Origin of the sequence: Sulfurovum sp. TSL6 (assembly GCF_019972115.1) — a bacterium.
Classification (GTDB): Bacteria; Campylobacterota; Campylobacteria; order Campylobacterales; family Sulfurovaceae; genus Sulfurovum.
Genome location: NZ_BPFJ01000001.1, coordinates 842,924 through 858,870, shown reverse-complemented (window position 1 = coordinate 858,870; position 15,947 = coordinate 842,924). Strand labels below are relative to the sequence as shown.

At 41.4% G+C, this 15,947-nt stretch carries 15 protein-coding genes and 1 tRNA gene; 6 read left to right on the top strand and 10 right to left on the bottom strand.

Features of this window, described 5'->3' with window-relative positions:
* The first annotated feature begins 170 nt into the window (after nucleotides 1-170).
* Nucleotides 171-1,034, top strand: a complete 864-nt coding sequence (locus LDM93_RS04170; RefSeq protein ID WP_223890816.1) for a cache domain-containing protein — start codon at nucleotides 171-173, stop codon at nucleotides 1,032-1,034.
* Between the two features lie 350 nt (nucleotides 1,035-1,384).
* Here LDM93_RS04170 and LDM93_RS04165 read toward each other — a convergent pair whose 3' ends face one another.
* Nucleotides 1,385-1,765 (bottom strand): DUF504 domain-containing protein, encoded by a 381-nt coding sequence (locus LDM93_RS04165; RefSeq protein ID WP_223890815.1) that lies wholly within the window; start codon nucleotides 1,763-1,765, stop codon nucleotides 1,385-1,387.
* A gap of 285 nt (nucleotides 1,766-2,050) precedes the next feature.
* Between LDM93_RS04165 and rtcA the strand changes: the two genes are divergently transcribed.
* A complete protein-coding gene (gene rtcA / locus LDM93_RS04160) occupies nucleotides 2,051-3,118 on the top strand; it encodes an RNA 3'-terminal phosphate cyclase (RefSeq protein ID WP_223890814.1) in 1,068 nt (355 codons plus the stop codon).
* Between the two features lie 51 nt (nucleotides 3,119-3,169).
* Here the strand turns inward: rtcA and LDM93_RS04155 are convergent, their stop codons facing one another.
* The 8 genes from LDM93_RS04155 to LDM93_RS04120 all read right to left on the bottom strand — a co-directional run bounded on the left by LDM93_RS04155 (nucleotide 3,170) and on the right by LDM93_RS04120 (nucleotide 8,255).
* Nucleotides 3,170-3,985, bottom strand: a complete 816-nt coding sequence (locus LDM93_RS04155; protein WP_223890813.1) for a protein-glutamate O-methyltransferase CheR — start codon at nucleotides 3,983-3,985, stop codon at nucleotides 3,170-3,172.
* A 345-nt stretch (nucleotides 3,986-4,330) separates the two neighbouring features.
* Nucleotides 4,331-4,894, bottom strand: coding sequence for a DedA family protein (locus LDM93_RS04150; protein ID WP_223890812.1), 564 nt, complete (start codon nucleotides 4,892-4,894; stop codon nucleotides 4,331-4,333).
* A 286-nt stretch (nucleotides 4,895-5,180) separates the two neighbouring features.
* A complete protein-coding gene (locus LDM93_RS04145; protein WP_223890811.1) occupies nucleotides 5,181-5,501 on the bottom strand; it encodes a hypothetical protein in 321 nt (106 codons plus the stop codon).
* Between the two features lie 187 nt (nucleotides 5,502-5,688).
* Nucleotides 5,689-5,898, bottom strand: coding sequence for a hypothetical protein (locus LDM93_RS04140; RefSeq protein WP_223890799.1), 210 nt, complete (start codon nucleotides 5,896-5,898; stop codon nucleotides 5,689-5,691).
* 93 nt (nucleotides 5,899-5,991) lie between these two features.
* Complete coding sequence (locus tag LDM93_RS04135) at nucleotides 5,992-6,210, bottom strand: cold-shock protein (protein WP_008244343.1); 219 nt, start codon at nucleotides 6,208-6,210, stop codon at nucleotides 5,992-5,994.
* 303 nt (nucleotides 6,211-6,513) lie between these two features.
* Nucleotides 6,514-7,695: a N(5)-(carboxyethyl)ornithine synthase gene (locus tag LDM93_RS04130; RefSeq protein WP_223890810.1), complete on the bottom strand. Its 1,182-nt coding sequence runs from the start codon at nucleotides 7,693-7,695 to the stop codon at nucleotides 6,514-6,516.
* Nucleotides 7,696-7,981: 286 nt separating this feature from the next.
* The gene (locus LDM93_RS04125) at nucleotides 7,982-8,152 is read right to left on the bottom strand and encodes a hypothetical protein (RefSeq protein ID WP_223890809.1); all 171 of its coding nucleotides are present in this window, start codon (nucleotides 8,150-8,152) and stop codon (nucleotides 7,982-7,984) included.
* 26 nt (nucleotides 8,153-8,178) lie between these two features.
* A tRNA-Met gene (locus LDM93_RS04120) sits at nucleotides 8,179-8,255 on the bottom strand.
* A 277-nt stretch (nucleotides 8,256-8,532) separates the two neighbouring features.
* Between LDM93_RS04120 and LDM93_RS04115 the strand changes: the two genes are divergently transcribed.
* The 3 genes from LDM93_RS04115 (at nucleotide 8,533) to LDM93_RS04105 (ending at nucleotide 12,477) form a co-directional block, all read left to right on the top strand.
* Complete coding sequence (locus LDM93_RS04115; protein WP_223890807.1) at nucleotides 8,533-9,492, top strand: L-threonine 3-dehydrogenase; 960 nt, start codon at nucleotides 8,533-8,535, stop codon at nucleotides 9,490-9,492.
* Entirely contained in the window at nucleotides 9,482-10,699 is a 1,218-nt protein-coding gene (locus LDM93_RS04110) for an aminotransferase class I/II-fold pyridoxal phosphate-dependent enzyme (protein WP_223890806.1), read from the top strand. The genes LDM93_RS04115 and LDM93_RS04110 overlap by 11 nt, the downstream gene beginning before the upstream one ends.
* Before the next feature lie 98 nt (nucleotides 10,700-10,797).
* A complete protein-coding gene (locus LDM93_RS04105) occupies nucleotides 10,798-12,477 on the top strand; it encodes a long-chain fatty acid--CoA ligase (RefSeq protein ID WP_223890805.1) in 1,680 nt (559 codons plus the stop codon).
* Nucleotides 12,478-12,491: 14 nt separating this feature from the next.
* Here the strand turns inward: LDM93_RS04105 and LDM93_RS04100 are convergent, their stop codons facing one another.
* A complete protein-coding gene (locus tag LDM93_RS04100) occupies nucleotides 12,492-15,323 on the bottom strand; it encodes an AMP-binding protein (RefSeq protein ID WP_223890804.1) in 2,832 nt (943 codons plus the stop codon).
* A gap of 201 nt (nucleotides 15,324-15,524) precedes the next feature.
* Between LDM93_RS04100 and LDM93_RS04095 the strand changes: the two genes are divergently transcribed.
* Nucleotides 15,525-15,938: an archease gene (locus LDM93_RS04095; protein ID WP_223890803.1), complete on the top strand. Its 414-nt coding sequence runs from the start codon at nucleotides 15,525-15,527 to the stop codon at nucleotides 15,936-15,938.
* Nucleotides 15,939-15,947 lie beyond the last annotated feature (9 nt).

The window sequence follows — 15,947 nt, the reverse complement described above, 5'->3', positions numbered from 1 at the left end:
ACCAAAAAATGACTCTGCCAACTTTTTTATAATTTACTTATATTATACTAGTAAGGAACATAGTTATTATCTGTCCCTACATAAACCTTTTGTTATGCAATATCGCATAATGAGAATAGGAATTTAGTCATTTGTTTATGTACGAGATCATATTTAGGAAAAGGATTGATATGCATAATTTTATTGTACGTTTTTTGAAGTTCATAGTGTTGATAAGTACTGTTGCAAGTGTAATGCATGCGAAAGAAGCAGTAGCACTTGAACAGTTTGTCAAAAGTGGTGCAGCTTTGATAGTAGAGAAAGGTGATAAAGCATTTAATGCATTCAGACAAAAGGGAACAAAATGGTTCCATGATGATCAATATATATTTGTCTGGGATATGGATGGGTTACGGTATGTATATCCCCCTGATGTAAAAGGTGAAGGTAAATATGTTCGTGACATTAAAGATGTTGATGAAAAGCCAATTGGTAAACTCATGATCGAAGTAGCTTCATCAAAAGCAGGAAGAGGGTGGGTACATTACCGTTGGCCAAAACCAGGTGAGTTGGATCCAAGTTGGAAAAGTACGTATGTAATGCAAGTGAAAAGCCCTTCTGGAAAAATATTTCTTATAGGAAGTGGTGCCTATGATATGCCTGTACAAAGATCCTTTATTGTAGATGCGGTTGATTCAGCAGTGAAACTAATCGAACGGAATGGTCTTAAGGCATTTGATACTCTAAGAAGCAAGAGAAGTCAGTATAGTTATCAGGATACCTATGTTTTTGTTATTGATGAAAATGGTGTAGAGTTAATGAATGCAGCTTTTCCAAAATTAGAAGGGCGTAATGTGATTGATTATAAAGATGCTCAGGGAAACTATTTTGTAAGGGAATTTATAAATGTAGCCAAAACAAAAGGTAGAGGTTGGGTTGATTATCCATGGCCAAAACCAGGAGATGTAGAAAAGTCACAAAAATCAGCATATGTCAAAAAAGTGATGATCGATGGGAAAATGATTGTTGTATGTGCAGGATTGTATCTGGATTAAGATTATAAGACTTTGAGTCTTATTTCATTACATGGATGAGATATAGTTTAGATTGATTATTTAATTTTCCAGAGTCTGCCAAATCAGTATGTTAATTGTTTGCCAACAGCTACTGTTTAATTTGTAGATGCCCTAAAATAGGGCGTTTAAGGGATTTAAACTAGTGTTCGAGTCCCTCTCACTGTCCGCCATTCACAAAGCCCAAATATATGGGAAATAAATCACTTTTTTAAATTTTGTTACAACAAATGCATATAATTTAATACTTATCCTAAAACTAAATACAATTTTCTATCTCAATTAATCACGTCAATTCTGGTGTATCTTAGATTATATTTATTTTCTTTGGGTTATGGTGTGTGCGGGGGCCTCTGCCAGATGACCTTATTGTCTTTTAAGACTTCTCTGACACGGTGAAACGGAATGGTGATGAATTCTCCCATTTCATTTATGAGTTCAAAAGAGAAGTGGTTCCCTTCTTCAAAGATGATCTCTTTAAATGGTACGTACACATATTGATCCAGCATATGATTTTCGTAGCCTATGACAAACTCTCCTTTACCGAACTCTTTGTCCCATCGGATCCTGTTGAGTAGGTCTACAATGCATACCATGTCAAACTGCTCAAAGTCGGAGAGGGCATGATGAAAAAAGACAAAAGCAGTATGCCCATGCCCAGTGAAGCACTCCAGCTGAAAAACTCCTGCACTCGCTCTAAGGTCATGTGTCACTCCTGTTCTTTTGATGGATCAAACCAACTGCAGTCAATACTTTGACATACAAAGTCTCTTTCTATTACGATAATTCAGTATGAAGAGTATAGCAAAATTGTCTACTTTTCAAAACCTATGAAATATTACTCAAGCTTATGCAAACAGATGCTATGATGATAAGTAAGATAAAATAGATAGATGAAAATCCTGTAAAGAGAGGGTATAGATGGGCTTATTGAGATTGAGAGGTTTTGGTAGGATGAACTGGTCTATGCATCTCCATCGGTATGATCGGAACGAGGTATGAAAACCTGGGTAGAGATAGATGGCTCCTTCGGTGAAGGTGGCGGACAGGTGATCAGGACCTCTCTTACACTTTCAGCCCTGACCGGAAAACCTGTAGCCATTCATAACATTCGTAAAAACCGGCCGAATCCCGGGCTTGCACCCCAGCACTTGACCAACGTGCTTGCACTGGCCGAGATCTGTGATGCAAATGTCGAAGGCGCCGAAATAGGCTCGATGAAACTGCTGTTTGAACCCCAAGCCAAGCCGCGAGCGGACAGATATATCTTTGATGTCACAGAAGCGGCGCAAAAAGGCAGTGCCGGATCGGTGACACTTATACTGCAGACACTGCTGCTTCCTCTCGCACTTACCAACGCAAAAAGCCATCTGGTGCTCCGTGGAGGCACCAATGTGGCGTGGAGCCCTCCGTATGAGTATATAGCCCATGTGTTTCTGCCAATGCTTGAGCGCATGGGAATAAAAGCCCAATGCCGGTTGAATGCCCGGGGCTTCTATCCTGTTGGGGGTGGAGAGATGACCGTGGAAATTTTCGGTTCTGCTTCGTTGATGCCGCTTAAACTCACTGAGCGCGGGAATCTCCAACGTATATGGGGGAATGCAACTGCCTGCAACCTACCGGCGCATATTCCCCAAAGGATGGCCGATAGGGCGGGAGCAATCCTAAAAAGCAGCGGATTCTCGGCCGAGATCACCCCGCGGCGCGAGCGGTGCGTAGGATCCGGGGCCGGAATTTTCCTGACGGTACAATACGAGCATGCCCTGGCTGGTTTCTCAGCGCTTGGGAAGCCGGGTAAATACTCTGAAGAGGTTGCCGAAGAAGCATGTGCCTACCTGATAGAGTATCACAAAAGCGGTGCATCTGTGGACCGATATCTGGCTGATCAGTTGCTTCTGCCCATGTCTCTGGCAGACGGGGTCAGCGAACTTAAGACCGATTGCATCAGCAGGCACCTGGTCACCAATGCCCACATTATCAGGCAGTTCATAGCTGTAGATATCTTTATAGATGCAGAGGTGGGAGAACCTGGGCGTATAATTGTTTCAGGTGCGACAGTGTACTGAAGCAATAATTCAAAAATAATAGCTGACCGGGGCAGCAGTCACTACTAAGGTTTAAGTTTTTTGGTAGATTCTATTATGCTCTGAAATCTCCCTGAATCCTCCAGAGTCTTTTGGCAGAGATTCATGGATGCCGATAACCAGATAACCATTTGGGTGTAGTTTTCTTTTCAACTGTGTGAGTATTTTTCGTTGAAGCGGTTCATCAAAATAGCTAAAGAGAAGATTTCTGCAGAGTATCAGATCGAAATAATTCTCCGGCATTGTTTGGCGGATATCCTGTTGAAGAAATCGGACCTGGTGTTTATAATGCTCCTTTAGACAGTAGTGTCCATCTTTTCTCTCAAATGCCTCTTCAAGCCACTGTTTTGGAAAATCCTTGAGGCTTCCAAACGCGTAACAGGCTCTTCTTGCCCGCTTGAGCATATGTGTATGACTGTCTGTTGCAACGATCTTTAGTGTCAGTCTTGGAAAGCGCTTTGCAAAGCATTGCTCCCATATGATCGAGAGTGTATAGGCTTCCTCCCCGGAAGCAGCTCCTGCACTCCAGACTTTTATGCTCTTTTCTCCCTTTGCCTCAGCTTCTCTGGCTATGTTTAAAAGCACTGTTTCGCGAATAGAGTCAAACACCCCTCTGTCACGGTAGAAGCGGGAAATGGTGATACGGCACATATCATCCAAAACACTCCACTCCTCTTTATTTTCTTTCAGATATCTGCTGTATGCTGTGATATCAGCTAAGCCCAATGCCTGCAAACGCCGCTTTATCCGTTTGCATACCTGCTTTCCGACTTTGCGAAATCCCTGCCACTGCATATGCAGTGTCGGCAAAGCTTGCTGCAAGAAACCAATACATTCAGTATCTTTCATAAAAATTCACTTTCACATTTAGGGCATGCGTTATCATTCTCTTTTTCTTTCACTATATTTTTAATATGCTTAGCATGTTCTCTGTCAGTAGATAATGTATCGTACCTTTGGTAATCAGAAGGTGAACTTCTTGAAAAACTTGGCACTACTGAATGTAGAATATAGCTAGCAGTTCAAAGCTTCCCAACTAATAATATTTTGGTAGACTCTGCCAAATTTGTACGTTATTTGTATGCCAACAGCTAACTTTTTAATTTATGTATGCCCTAGAATAGGGCGTTTAAGGGATTTAATCTAGTGTTGGAATCCCTCACATTCTTCCACTAGATCAAAATCATCATCTTTCTATTTTTCTCTACTGTTGAAATAAGGCTTTGTGATCCAAACTAAAAAAATAATGATGAGTACAAGTCCTATAAAATGTTCGATCTTTTCAATTTTTCCAAAAACGTGTTCTGCTCCCGTACCCAATATGTATCCTAATGAAATTCCTGACACACTCCATACGATGATACCTAGTGTATTAAAAAGAGTAAATTTTTTATGAAGATACCCATAGGTACCTAGTGTTACAGGAAACAATATCGCACCACTATAAATAAAACGCCCACTGAATGCTAGCCATATTCCTCGTTTTTTTACAGAATGTTCAAGCTCTTTAATTCTTTGTTTTAGCAAAGGAAACCTGTTTAGTATATGTTGACCATAACATCTACCTATACAGTACCAAAACTGATCGCCTATGATTGCTCCAAATATAGCAACAGGGATAGTCTCTTCTAAAGATAACATCCCAAGATAACACAATACTCCAGAGACCATGATCATAATGGTTCCTTCTGTCATCATACCAAAGAATACAATCCATAAACCATATTGTGAAACAAGTGAGGTAAGTTCTTCTAACATACTTTTTTATCCTTATTTATTATTATACTTAATTGGAGCGAGTAATATATAAAATATAACTATATGATTATTTTTATAACGTTAAGCATGCTTAATTCATTTAGGGATGTTTTGGTGTAGTTTTGTTCGTGTTTAATAAATAGCAACCAAAGGGAGGAGTTAAAAATTGAGGAGTTAATCATGAAAAATAAATTTCATGTTTTTGGTTGCTATGAAGAAGTGTATATAAGTTACACTAACGGAATGTAAATATGTATGCTAGAACATAAGAAGATCGGTGATCTTACTACACTGTCATTGAAGTGGTAAAATGGAATATGACGGAAACAAACAGAACAAAACCGATAAAACTCAAAACAAAACCACCATAAAAACCATATTTGAGCGCACTATACGTTATTTTATGTGAATACAAATGCAGCCACTCAATGAGGGTTAGTTTTTCATTATTCAGCAATTTGGTTTGAATTTTTATGCCCTTGTCACCTATACGTTCTATGCCTATTTCATTTTCATGATTTTTTTTATCAATATACTCTATCTCTCTTTTTTGTATCCAACAAAAATATGAAATGACCAACCCTACAATAATCAATGTTAATCCCATTATAATCCCTTTCAGAAATAGTATTTCATTTATATAGTATAAATAATAATTATATATTAACATAAAATTATTATAAAAATATTAGATAAGGATGGACGCTTTGGATTTAATAAATGGAATATTTTTTAATGAGAGAGTAGAGATTTTAAGATGTGGAATAGCAGAGTCCATCAGACTCTGTGATATCTTATATATTGGCAGATTTTTCCTCTATTATTTTGAGGTTGAGCCAAGATGGCGGATTGTAAAAATTAAGTTCACTTTGCTCCCAGTCACTTCTTTCACTATGACGAGTATGTAAGATCCCTTTAATCATTGTATATTGTATCCCTGTGATACAACTCATAAGATTTTTACCTTCATTTAACGCTTCAAAAACAGCTTCTTTACTTTTCATACGTTTTCCTTTAAGCAATTCATAAAAAGACCTAGTAGTCTCTTTATAGAAGTGTTTAAACTATGGACAGATCTCTCTGTCCATTAGAGGGTCTTAAAGACCAGTAACGTTTTCAGCCTGTGGGCCTTTTTGACCTTCACCGATCTCAAAAGTCACTTTTTGACCTTCATTAAGGGAAACACGGTCGTAACCGTTGCTGTTAATTTGACGATAGTGTACAAATACATCATTTCCACCATTTTCTTGTTCGATAAAACCGAAACCTTTTTCACTGTTGAACCATTTTACGGTTCCGTTTACTTGAGTTGCCATTGCAATTCCTTTTAGTTGTTATACACTTCATTTCTGATGTGCTGAAAATATAAAGTGGAGTGTTCTTTTTCGGGTGGATAATACTGTAAACTAAAGGTAAGCAATAAAAGTCTAGCCAAAGATGAAACTCTAAATCATCTTTCAATAGTATTATTATAGCTGAATATTTTAATAATAGCAAATTATTTATAAAAATAGATATTTTTTATAAGATTATCATGATTTAGGAGCATGATGATAACCACATGTACATGTAATACTTTCTTTAGCCGCGCACGAAGGTGCATCGGTTGTAGGAAGTTGTTAGACGACAACTATATCTGTAACAGCATTTCCAAGCGGACTAATGTGCGCGTGAGGGTAGTGTGGTTCACGATTTTGGAATGACAGAATAGAGAGATTTTTAATCACGCCATCATCAATGTTTATAGCCCTTCGAATGGTTTCATTTTTCTGCCAACTATCACGACCATCTAGCACCGTCTGTAAATAAACAATCAGGGCCGCAGAGATTGAGCGTGTTGCACTTTCCCAGAGGTAACTCGGAGTATGGTCCACTGCGTAGTAATCGACAGTTTCATATTTAAACATTGGATTCTTAAATGTGGTTGGTTTGGCAAAAAAGAATCCCATTCCCTCGTCGCAGCTGACATCGATAATCAGGCTATTGGGCTTGAGACAGGAGCCTTCTTCTTCGATAATAAAGTCCATAGGGTTATCTGTTTCTTGAAAAGTTCCGTTTACGATGATATCGGCTTCACTGATTAGGTCAGTTAGCGGATGTGCAGTTCCATCGTGTTCCACCATCATCATGCGTGCCTCACCTTTAGTGCCTGGACGAACCTTGACGTAGTGGCAATCTAGTACCTCTTCTCGTACTTCATGATCTGGACGCTGAATACAGATTGTGATATCTCTAAATCCATGTGCTTTGAGAGCGTATATCGCCCCACGACTTACTGCACCAAAACTGAAAATAACCGTTTTGCGCTGATTGCCGTAGTGTCCATCGATACCTTTAAGTTGTAAGGCATGCAGTACTGCACAATAACCTGCCATTTCGTTGTTTTTATAAAATGTGTGGCGCCCCATATAACCATCAGGAGACCAAACAAACATATCCTCAAAGGCGATGAGTGTTTGCTTGCGATCAAGTGCAGCCTGGGTAATATCCTGCTGCTGTACACAATGCACATAGCCCCAGAGTGTTCCTCCAACTTTTAGTTCTTCCAAATCAGTCAATACTGGTTTGTTAATGATAACTGTGCCAATGTCGGCTAATAATTCATGTCTTGAGGCAATACCACCTGTCTGAGCAGCAATTTCAGAATCTGAGACACCAAAGGCCGCTCCATATCCTTCTTCAAATATTAGCTGACGACGAAGGGCTTCAGGAATACGAGACAAATGCTCCGGATGGATTGGAAAACGTCTCTCATCTTCTTTTTTTGAAGTCCCAATGACTCCTATTTTTAATTTACTCATTTTATTGCCTTTTTATTAAAAAACATATAGGCGTGACTTCAATAACGAATAATCAGTTCCGTCAATAGGTTTACGTTTTTATATTTTGGTTTGTTGCAAGTGTTCCAAAGTTTCAGAAAGTGAAACTCATTACTCATGGTGAAGGAGGGGGTTTAAAGACTAATATTTCTCTTCAATGTTTTCTTAGTCTTTCTGTAGTTAAGGTCTAATTTGAACTTAATAGTTTCAATGGACCTTTATGATGATTATATTCATTACACCATTTGATTTAAAAAATAGGGAAAAATTATTGATATAAGTGCTGTTGTTTTATTGGGTTGTATTTATTTAAAAGTTGTTTAGCAATATTGATTGATAAGCCTGATTTAGAACAGGCAATATTAAATTGTTCATTATCTTTTAAAAGTCTAATGAGTACTTTTAGTCTAGAATGTTCAGATATATTAGTGATTGACATATTTTCTCCTTTGTTTTAATTGTGATTGGTTGCGGAAGATGGATTTGAACCACCGACCTTTGGGTTATGAGCCCAACGAGCTACCGGACTGCTCTATTCCGCGATAATAAATATGGAAATATTTAAGTGTGTTTGATTAAATTATAGATTAGTGAAGGCTACAAAATAGATGGTCAGTATAGCCATATAAACTTAACTAAGCATAAATCTATACAGATGCGAAGGATTTTTAGACATAGAACATAAAATGCTATGTGGTAGACTTTACCAAAATAGTGAGTGTAAACAACGAAAATAATGCTAGAATAAGTAAGGTTAATCTTAAGAGATATAGTGAAAACTGTAGAGCAAAAAAATATTATTATTTAATGGGATAAAAGATGAAAAGGATATTGGTCACTGGGGCAACAGGTCAGATCGGCTCTGAGCTTGTCCCTGTTCTTAGAGATAAATATGGGAGAGAGAATGTAGTTGCTGCGGGGCACCGACGAAAGCCGGAAGATGAATTTATTGATGCTGGCCCCTATGAGATCATGGACACGACAGATGCGCAATCCATCTCTGCACTTGTACAAAAGTATAGCATTGATACCATCTATCATCTTGCAGCGCTTCTTTCGGCAAAAGCGGAAGAGAATCCCCAACTTGCATGGGATATCAATATGAATGGGCTCCAGACGGTTCTCGAAGTTGCCCGTCACCACCACTGCACGCTCTTTTTCCCCAGCTCCATCGGGGCCTTCGGGCCATCCACACCACCTGACAACACCCCTCAGGTGACTATTCAGCGTCCCAACACACTTTATGGTATTACAAAAGTGGCTGGTGAACTGCTTTGCGACTATTATTTTAAAAAGTATGATATGGATATACGTGGCGTTCGCTTTCCCGGCTTGATCTCCTATAAAACGCTGCCAGGCGGAGGAACAACCGATTATGCCGTTGAAATCTTCTATGCTGCTGTAAAAAATGAACCATACCGATGCTTTCTGAAAGAAGGAACGCGTCTGGACATGATGTACATGCCCGATGCCATTCGGGCAGTTATTGAGCTGATGGAGGCAGATGCGAGGATGCTAACCCACCGTAATGCCTATAATATAACGGCTATGAGTTTTACTCCGGACCAATTATATGCTTCCATTCAAAAAGAGCTGCCCGATTTCAGTATGACTTACGAAGTCGACCCCATAAGGCAGGAAATCGCTGACAGCTGGCCTCATAAAATGGATGACAGCGCAGCAAGAGCCGAATGGGGCTGGCAACCGGAATATGATATGGAAGCGATGACGAAAGAGATGATTGAAAAGTTGAGAAAGGAGGGTTCCCATGTCACTTGAAAAGCTTGAAATTCCTTTAAGGCGGCAGCTTGAAGCCATAGATTCAAAGGGTGTCAGTAAACGGTATGAGAAGATCATTACAGGGATCATGGGAGCCGAAGGTGGTTTCGGACCGAGGGTTACGCTTGCCGGGCAGGGAGATAAGCCCTTCTTGCAGATGAATTCCAACAGCTACCTGGGCTTATCAACGCATAAAGATGTCATTCAAGCCGAAGAGGAGGCATCACACCAATTTGGTACCGGGCCAGGTGCCGTGCGTTTTATCAGCGGTACCTTTGCGCCTCATGTGACACTCGAAAAGAAACTGGCCGACTTCTGTCGCAGAGAAGCGGCCATGATCTTCAGCGCAGCCTATTCGGCCGTTATGGGTGTCCTACCACAGCTTATAACAGAAGAAACGGTGGTTATCAGTGATGCACTGAACCACAACTGCATCATCAACGCCATCCGGCTGGCACACCCTGCTGAAAAAGCCGTATATCCGCACCTTGATATGGAAGACCTTGAAGCTGCTATCCAGCGATTCTCAGGTAAATGCAGACGGATGATCGTCGTTACCGACGGTATCTTCAGCATGCGGGGAGACAATGCACCCCTTAATGAGATCGTTGGGATCTGCAAAAAATATGAAGAAAAGTTTGAAGAAGGGATCATTACTGTTGTCGATGACTCACACGGTGTCGGAGCCTTCGGTAAAACCGGTCGGGGAACAGAGGAAGTGACTGGTACAAAAGTCGATATCCACATTGGGACCCTCGGAAAAGCCCTCGGCGTCAATGGCGGCTATGTGGTTTCCAGTGAAACTGTCATTAATTATTTGAGAGAGACAGCCCCCTTTTACATCTTTTCCAATCCTATTACTCCCTCTGAAGCAGCAGCGGCCAGTAAGTCACTTGATATCCTCGACAGTCCCCAGGGTTTGAAGTTACTGGAACAGCTTCGCACACTAACCCGGGGGCTTGAAGAGGGGCTAAAGGATCTTGGTTATGAAACTATCCCAGGAGAGCATCCCATTGTCCCTCTTATGATAAGGGACACTGAAAAGACTTCCAGACTTGTGAAGTATCTTTTTGAGAATGGCATTCTGGCCACAGGCCTTAACTTTCCCGTGGTTCCAAAGGGCGATGAGGAGATCAGGTTTCAGGTTTCTGCCAATCATACAGAAAAAGATATCGATTACTTGTTGGGTGTTTTGAAGCGTTTTTAGGAACCAAAGAGGCAGAGAGGGAAAGAAGAATATTGACAGGATGCATAGGATATGAAGGATAATTTGGATCATCTTCTACGATAAAGAAGGAGAGATAGATGATATATGATGAAAAGATTTGGTTAAAACATTATGATCAGGGTGTAACTGCCACTGTAAAGTACCCTAAGGTACCACTTTTTACTTTTTTGGAAGAGTCAGCTTCAAAATATCCACACAATAGGGCTCTCTCCTACCTGGGAAATAACATCTCTTACAGCAAGCTGGATAGACTGGTAAACAAAGCAGCAAATGCTCTTACAGATCTGGGTGTTCAAAAAGGTGACCGTGTGGCACTTTATCTTGCCAATACACCCCAGTTTATTATTATGCTATATGGCATTTTAAAGATTGGAGCGATCGCTGTTCCTATAAATCCTCTTTTTAAGTCTGCAGAAGTGGCATATGAGCTTAATGACTCTGGTGCTAAAACTGTGGTCGTTATGAGTCGCTTTTATCCGATCATCCAAGAGATAAAAGAGGAAACAGGTGTTAAAAACGTCATTGTTACCAATGTCAAAGAGTACTTCCCCCTCTTCACCAAGATCCTCTTTACGCTTTTAAAAGAGAAAGAGGATAGGGTGAGCATAGATGCGACAGATCATTGGTTGGAAAAGTTGATGCAACAAAGCAATGATAAGAGGCCTGATATAAGGGTTGAACCTGAAGATATCGCGTTACTGCAGTACACCAGTGGAACAACAGGCACACCGAAGGGTGTGATGCTCAGCCACTATAATCTTGTCGTCAATGCACTTCAGTGCAGGGCATGGGTGACTGATACGGTTGAAGGCCAAGAGCATGTGTTGGGGTGGCTTCCTTTTTTTCACAGCTTCGGTATGACAGCCTGTCTTAGTTATACGATGAGCTGTGCAGGTACACTGGTATTGACCCCCAATCCCAGAGACTTGGCTTACATTTTTAAAACGATGGAAAAAGAGAAGATCACTATCATGCCGGGCGTACCTACGATGTATGCAGCATTGGGTAACTATAAGGGTGTGGCAAAGTATGATCTCAGTTCTGTAAGGGCATGCATTTGCGGAGGTGCTCCGTTGATAGAGAGTGTCAAAAAGAGGTTTGTGGAAGTGACAGGTTCAAAACTGGTTGAAGGTTATGGACTTTCAGAAGCATCTCCTGTGACACATGCCAATCCGATGAACGCCCCAAATAAACCAAACTCTATCGGTGTGCCCATGCCCGATACAGAGTGTAGGATCGTTGATCTTGAAAACGGAAAGGATGAGATGGAGGTCGGAAAAGAGGGGGAGCTTATCGTAAGGGGTCCACAGATAATGAAGGGGTACTGGGGGCAACCTGAAATGACAGATGAAGCGATAAGAGAGGGTTGGCTCTATACCGGTGATATTGTAAAAATGGATGAAGAGGGCTATTTTTATGTGGTTGACAGGAAAAAGGATATCATCATTGTTAAAGGGTTGAACGTATCACCTACAGAAGTGGAAAAGGTGTGCTGCACGCACTCAAAAGTCGAAGATGCAGCAGTTGTGGGTATACCGCATGAGTACAAAGGTGAAGAGATAAAGGCATTCATAGTGCTAAAATCGGGCCAAGAGGCTGAAGCATATGAGATCATCGAATACCTTAGAAACAAGCTTGCACGGTTCAAGGTTCCATCATCGGTCGAATTTGTAGACGCGTTACCTAAAAATGTCATGGGTAAATTGATGCGTCGCCTGTTACGTGAGAGGGAGATGAAGAAAAATACAGAACTCTAAATACTGCATGACATTTATGAAAGATCCGGTTCACCACAGTGTTGCAAAATAAATTCGCGGCTTTGGTCGCGCAAATCTATAGCTACATCCCACTCTTTTATATCTGCTTTGGATCTGATCTTCTTCGGATCGATAGGTGTACCGATCTCTATGTGAATCGGATTGTTATGCGGGAACCAGGAACCATCCCGCAGTATCGATCGTGTACCTTTGATGGCTATGGGAATGACCGGTACATTTGCCCCAGCTGCAATACTGAATGCGCCCAGCCGAAACGGCATAAGACCGGGAACCGGGCTGAAAGTCCCTTCAGGGAAAAAGAACAATGCATGACCCGATTCGAGGACGGTACGAAGATGTTCTGTATCGTGAACACTTTTAGTGGTCTCAAAACGTTCGACAAATTCCGTATGAATCTTTTCCAGTGGCAGACGGGTATAAAAGTCTTTAGTGAACTCAGACTTGGCAATAAAGCGAAAATGACGCGGTAGTGCTGCTATGAGGGCTGCGGCATCAAGAAGACTGGCGTGATTGGCGACTAAGACGCAGGATCTTCCTGCAAGTGGAAGGTTTTCGACACCATTTACTCTGAGCGGTGTGGCAGTTATATAGGCTAGAAGTTTTGCACAGCCTTGTACCATACGCCATCGCATGGAAAACTTTGGCAGGAGTGTCATAGAGAGCCATGCAATCGGTGCGATCAAAGCAAAGATGGACAAACTATATGCAGCAAAGAATAGGCTGCCAAGATAGTGTTTTAGACGTCGTAATTGGGGTTTGATACCGCTAAGTGCCAGTCTGACCACCTGCCATATTACATTTTGGGACTTTTTAGTGATCATTCCTTTTTCATAGCGTTCACGGCTTGCAGAACGTCTGATCTTTCCGCTTGAAGTTTTTAGAACGCTCCCAGGAGGTGCCAAGACAACTTCATCAGGCGGTATTCCGGTGAGATCGATCGATAGTGTATTGATGTCGTTGCGCAATCTTTGGTGTTCATTCGAGTCTTCACTTCGTATTTCAGCTAAAATAACCAGTTTTTCTGTCTGTTTCTTTTGATCCATACTGGCAAATACTGCCACACATCCTTTTCGGATATTTGGTATATCCCCTACCATCTTTTCCAGTTCATCCGGGTAAATGTTACGTCCGGCACGTATGATAATGTCCTTGATGCGTCCGGTTACATAAAGTTCTCCGTTGGCAATATAGGCCAGGTCACCTGTATCGAGCCACTCTCCATCAAAAAGGGTTTGAGTCTTTTGGGCATCACGGTAGTAGCCACTGGTCGAAGAGGGACCGCGAAACTCCAAGCGTCCTTCTTGACGTTCGGGCAGTTCATGCCCTGTTTCATCCACGATTCTGATGTGGTGTCCTGGAAGAGGTAATCCACAACTGACAAATCTTAAAACATTGCTGTCATCTTGTAAAGTACTTATGGCACTTCCTGAACGGGTGAAAGTAGTGCGGTCTATATGGTCGATATATACACCACGTCCGAGTGGTGGAAATGCCAAACCGACCGAAGACTCTGCAAGGCCGTAAACAGGCATCATCGCCTCTTTGTTAAATCCAAATGGTGCAAATCGTTTACTGAACTGTTCTACAGTTTCAGGGCTGACTGCTTCTGCTCCGTTGAATGCAGCACGCCATGAGCTAAGATCCAACCCTGTCAGATCGGTATCTTTTAAGCGATGCATACTGTACTCATATCCGAAGTTAGGTGATGCAGAGAGTGTACCCCTATAGCGGTGGATCGCCCATAACCAGCGTTCAGGTCTGGCCAAAAAATCTAATGGAGACATGACTACAAAAAGTGCAGAGTAGTAGAGGCTGCCAAGCCAGGCACCAATAAGGCCCATATCATGATAAAGCGGCAGCCAACTGACAAAAACATCTTTAGATCCTGCTTTGACCACTTTCCCCATAGCTCTGATATTGTGAAGAAGGTTGGCATGTGTCAGTACTACGCCTTTAGGGTTTCCGGTACTTCCTGATGTATATTGTATAAATGCGATATCCTGTTCATTGATACTTGGAAGCATGGTACTTGGGGAGGAGGCTTTCAAGTCAGTGGTTGATACGATATGATGAAGGTTTGGAGCCATCGATTTTAGAAGTTTTGCAACATGCTTGGCTTCAGGTACGGTAAGAAGGATATTTGCACGGCAGTTATCCAGTATACGGGCATGTCTTCGGATGTGGTCCTCAAGTTGTGAAGGGCGTGCAGGTGGGTAGATGGGGACGGGTATACCACCGGCCATCAGTATGCCAAAAAAGATGAAAAAGTAATCCGGACTGCTGGGTAGCATAATCGCGATCGACTGACCAGACTCTACTCCACGTTGTTGCAATGCTGCTGCGACATTTTTGGCACCTTTTTCCAGTTCATCATAAGTGATGACATCGCCCTGACCATCATCTTGGTAGAATTGGATATGGGGACGGTCCGGATGGTGTGCCACATGCCATTGCAGTACCTCTACAAGGGTTTTTGCTTCAAAAGGTGTACCTTCTATTTTATCGAGTGTTATTGAAGCAATTTCCGAATCTTGAAGGGTAGCATATGCCTTTTGTGTACCAAGCAGCATACGCAAAAGGTCCCGTGGTGTTTCTGCTTCAGAGTAAGCACGTTCCGGTAATGAAAGTTTGAACTCCCTCTCAACCCTTGCGATAAGTTCAACCCGTGAAAGGCTGTCGAGTCCAAGCTCTTCTTCAAATCTGCTATCAAGTGAAATATGCTCAGAAGGAAGATGATGGGGATGTATCTCTGTAAGAAGTTCACTTATAATTTTTAACAGAGCTTGAGCCCTTTTATCCGCTTTAGACTTCATTTCATGTTTCATGATAGTACTTCTTTCAAGTAACAGATTCTATGATAATCATAACAGATTACAAGTTAGAGAGTACTGCTTTTATACGATTATAAAGTTGCAAATACCAGAGATAGTGATGGTAAAAAACGAAAATGATGCTAGAATAAGTAAGGATCTTTCTTAAAAGGTGTATTGGAAACGGTAGAACTTACAAACTAAAGAAGGCCAAATATGAACAAAAAATATGGTTATTTTGAGCATGATGCGGATATCGGTATTATTGGAAGAGGGAATCGCCTGGAGGAGGCATTCGAATCAGCTGCAGTGGCAATGTTTGCTATTATGGCTGATGTAGATGTATTGCATTGTGATGAGTTGATAGAAGTGACATTCGAGGAGGATGATAACGAGTTTGCTCTGATAGAGTGGCTCAATACGCTTTTGGCTTTAGCGCATATGAAACATCTTGCTTTGGGACGGTTTGAACTGCAGAAAGAGGGTAACTCTTGGAGAGGGAAAGCATGGGGAGACAAGTGGAAAAAAGAGATAGAGCGTGGAACAGAGGTTAAAGGGGCAACACTGACCATGCTCTCCGTCAAAGAAAAAGAAGACCATTGGGAAGCCCGATGTGTCGTCGATGTTTAAAGGAGAAGT

Coding starts and splice junctions, on each gene's coding strand:
- LDM93_RS04125 (WP_223890809.1), bottom strand. CDS start 8,152: ATGTCAATCACTAATATATCTGAACATTCTAGACTAAAAGTACTCATT.
- LDM93_RS04170 (WP_223890816.1), top strand. CDS start 171: ATGCATAATTTTATTGTACGTTTTTTGAAGTTCATAGTGTTGATAAGT.
- LDM93_RS04130 (WP_223890810.1), bottom strand. CDS start 7,695: ATGAGTAAATTAAAAATAGGAGTCATTGGGACTTCAAAAAAAGAAGAT.
- LDM93_RS04135 (WP_008244343.1), bottom strand. CDS start 6,210: ATGGCAACTCAAGTAAACGGAACCGTAAAATGGTTCAACAGTGAAAAA.
- rtcA (WP_223890814.1), top strand. CDS start 2,051: ATGAAAACCTGGGTAGAGATAGATGGCTCCTTCGGTGAAGGTGGCGGA.
- LDM93_RS04150 (WP_223890812.1), bottom strand. CDS start 4,894: ATGTTAGAAGAACTTACCTCACTTGTTTCACAATATGGTTTATGGATT.
- LDM93_RS04140 (WP_223890799.1), bottom strand. CDS start 5,898: ATGAAAAGTAAAGAAGCTGTTTTTGAAGCGTTAAATGAAGGTAAAAAT.
- LDM93_RS04110 (WP_223890806.1), top strand. CDS start 9,482: ATGTCACTTGAAAAGCTTGAAATTCCTTTAAGGCGGCAGCTTGAAGCC.
- LDM93_RS04145 (WP_223890811.1), bottom strand. CDS start 5,501: ATGGGATTAACATTGATTATTGTAGGGTTGGTCATTTCATATTTTTGT.
- LDM93_RS04115 (WP_223890807.1), top strand. CDS start 8,533: ATGAAAAGGATATTGGTCACTGGGGCAACAGGTCAGATCGGCTCTGAG.
- LDM93_RS04105 (WP_223890805.1), top strand. CDS start 10,798: ATGATATATGATGAAAAGATTTGGTTAAAACATTATGATCAGGGTGTA.
- LDM93_RS04100 (WP_223890804.1), bottom strand. CDS start 15,323: ATGAAACATGAAATGAAGTCTAAAGCGGATAAAAGGGCTCAAGCTCTG.
- LDM93_RS04155 (WP_223890813.1), bottom strand. CDS start 3,985: ATGAAAGATACTGAATGTATTGGTTTCTTGCAGCAAGCTTTGCCGACA.
- LDM93_RS04095 (WP_223890803.1), top strand. CDS start 15,525: ATGAACAAAAAATATGGTTATTTTGAGCATGATGCGGATATCGGTATT.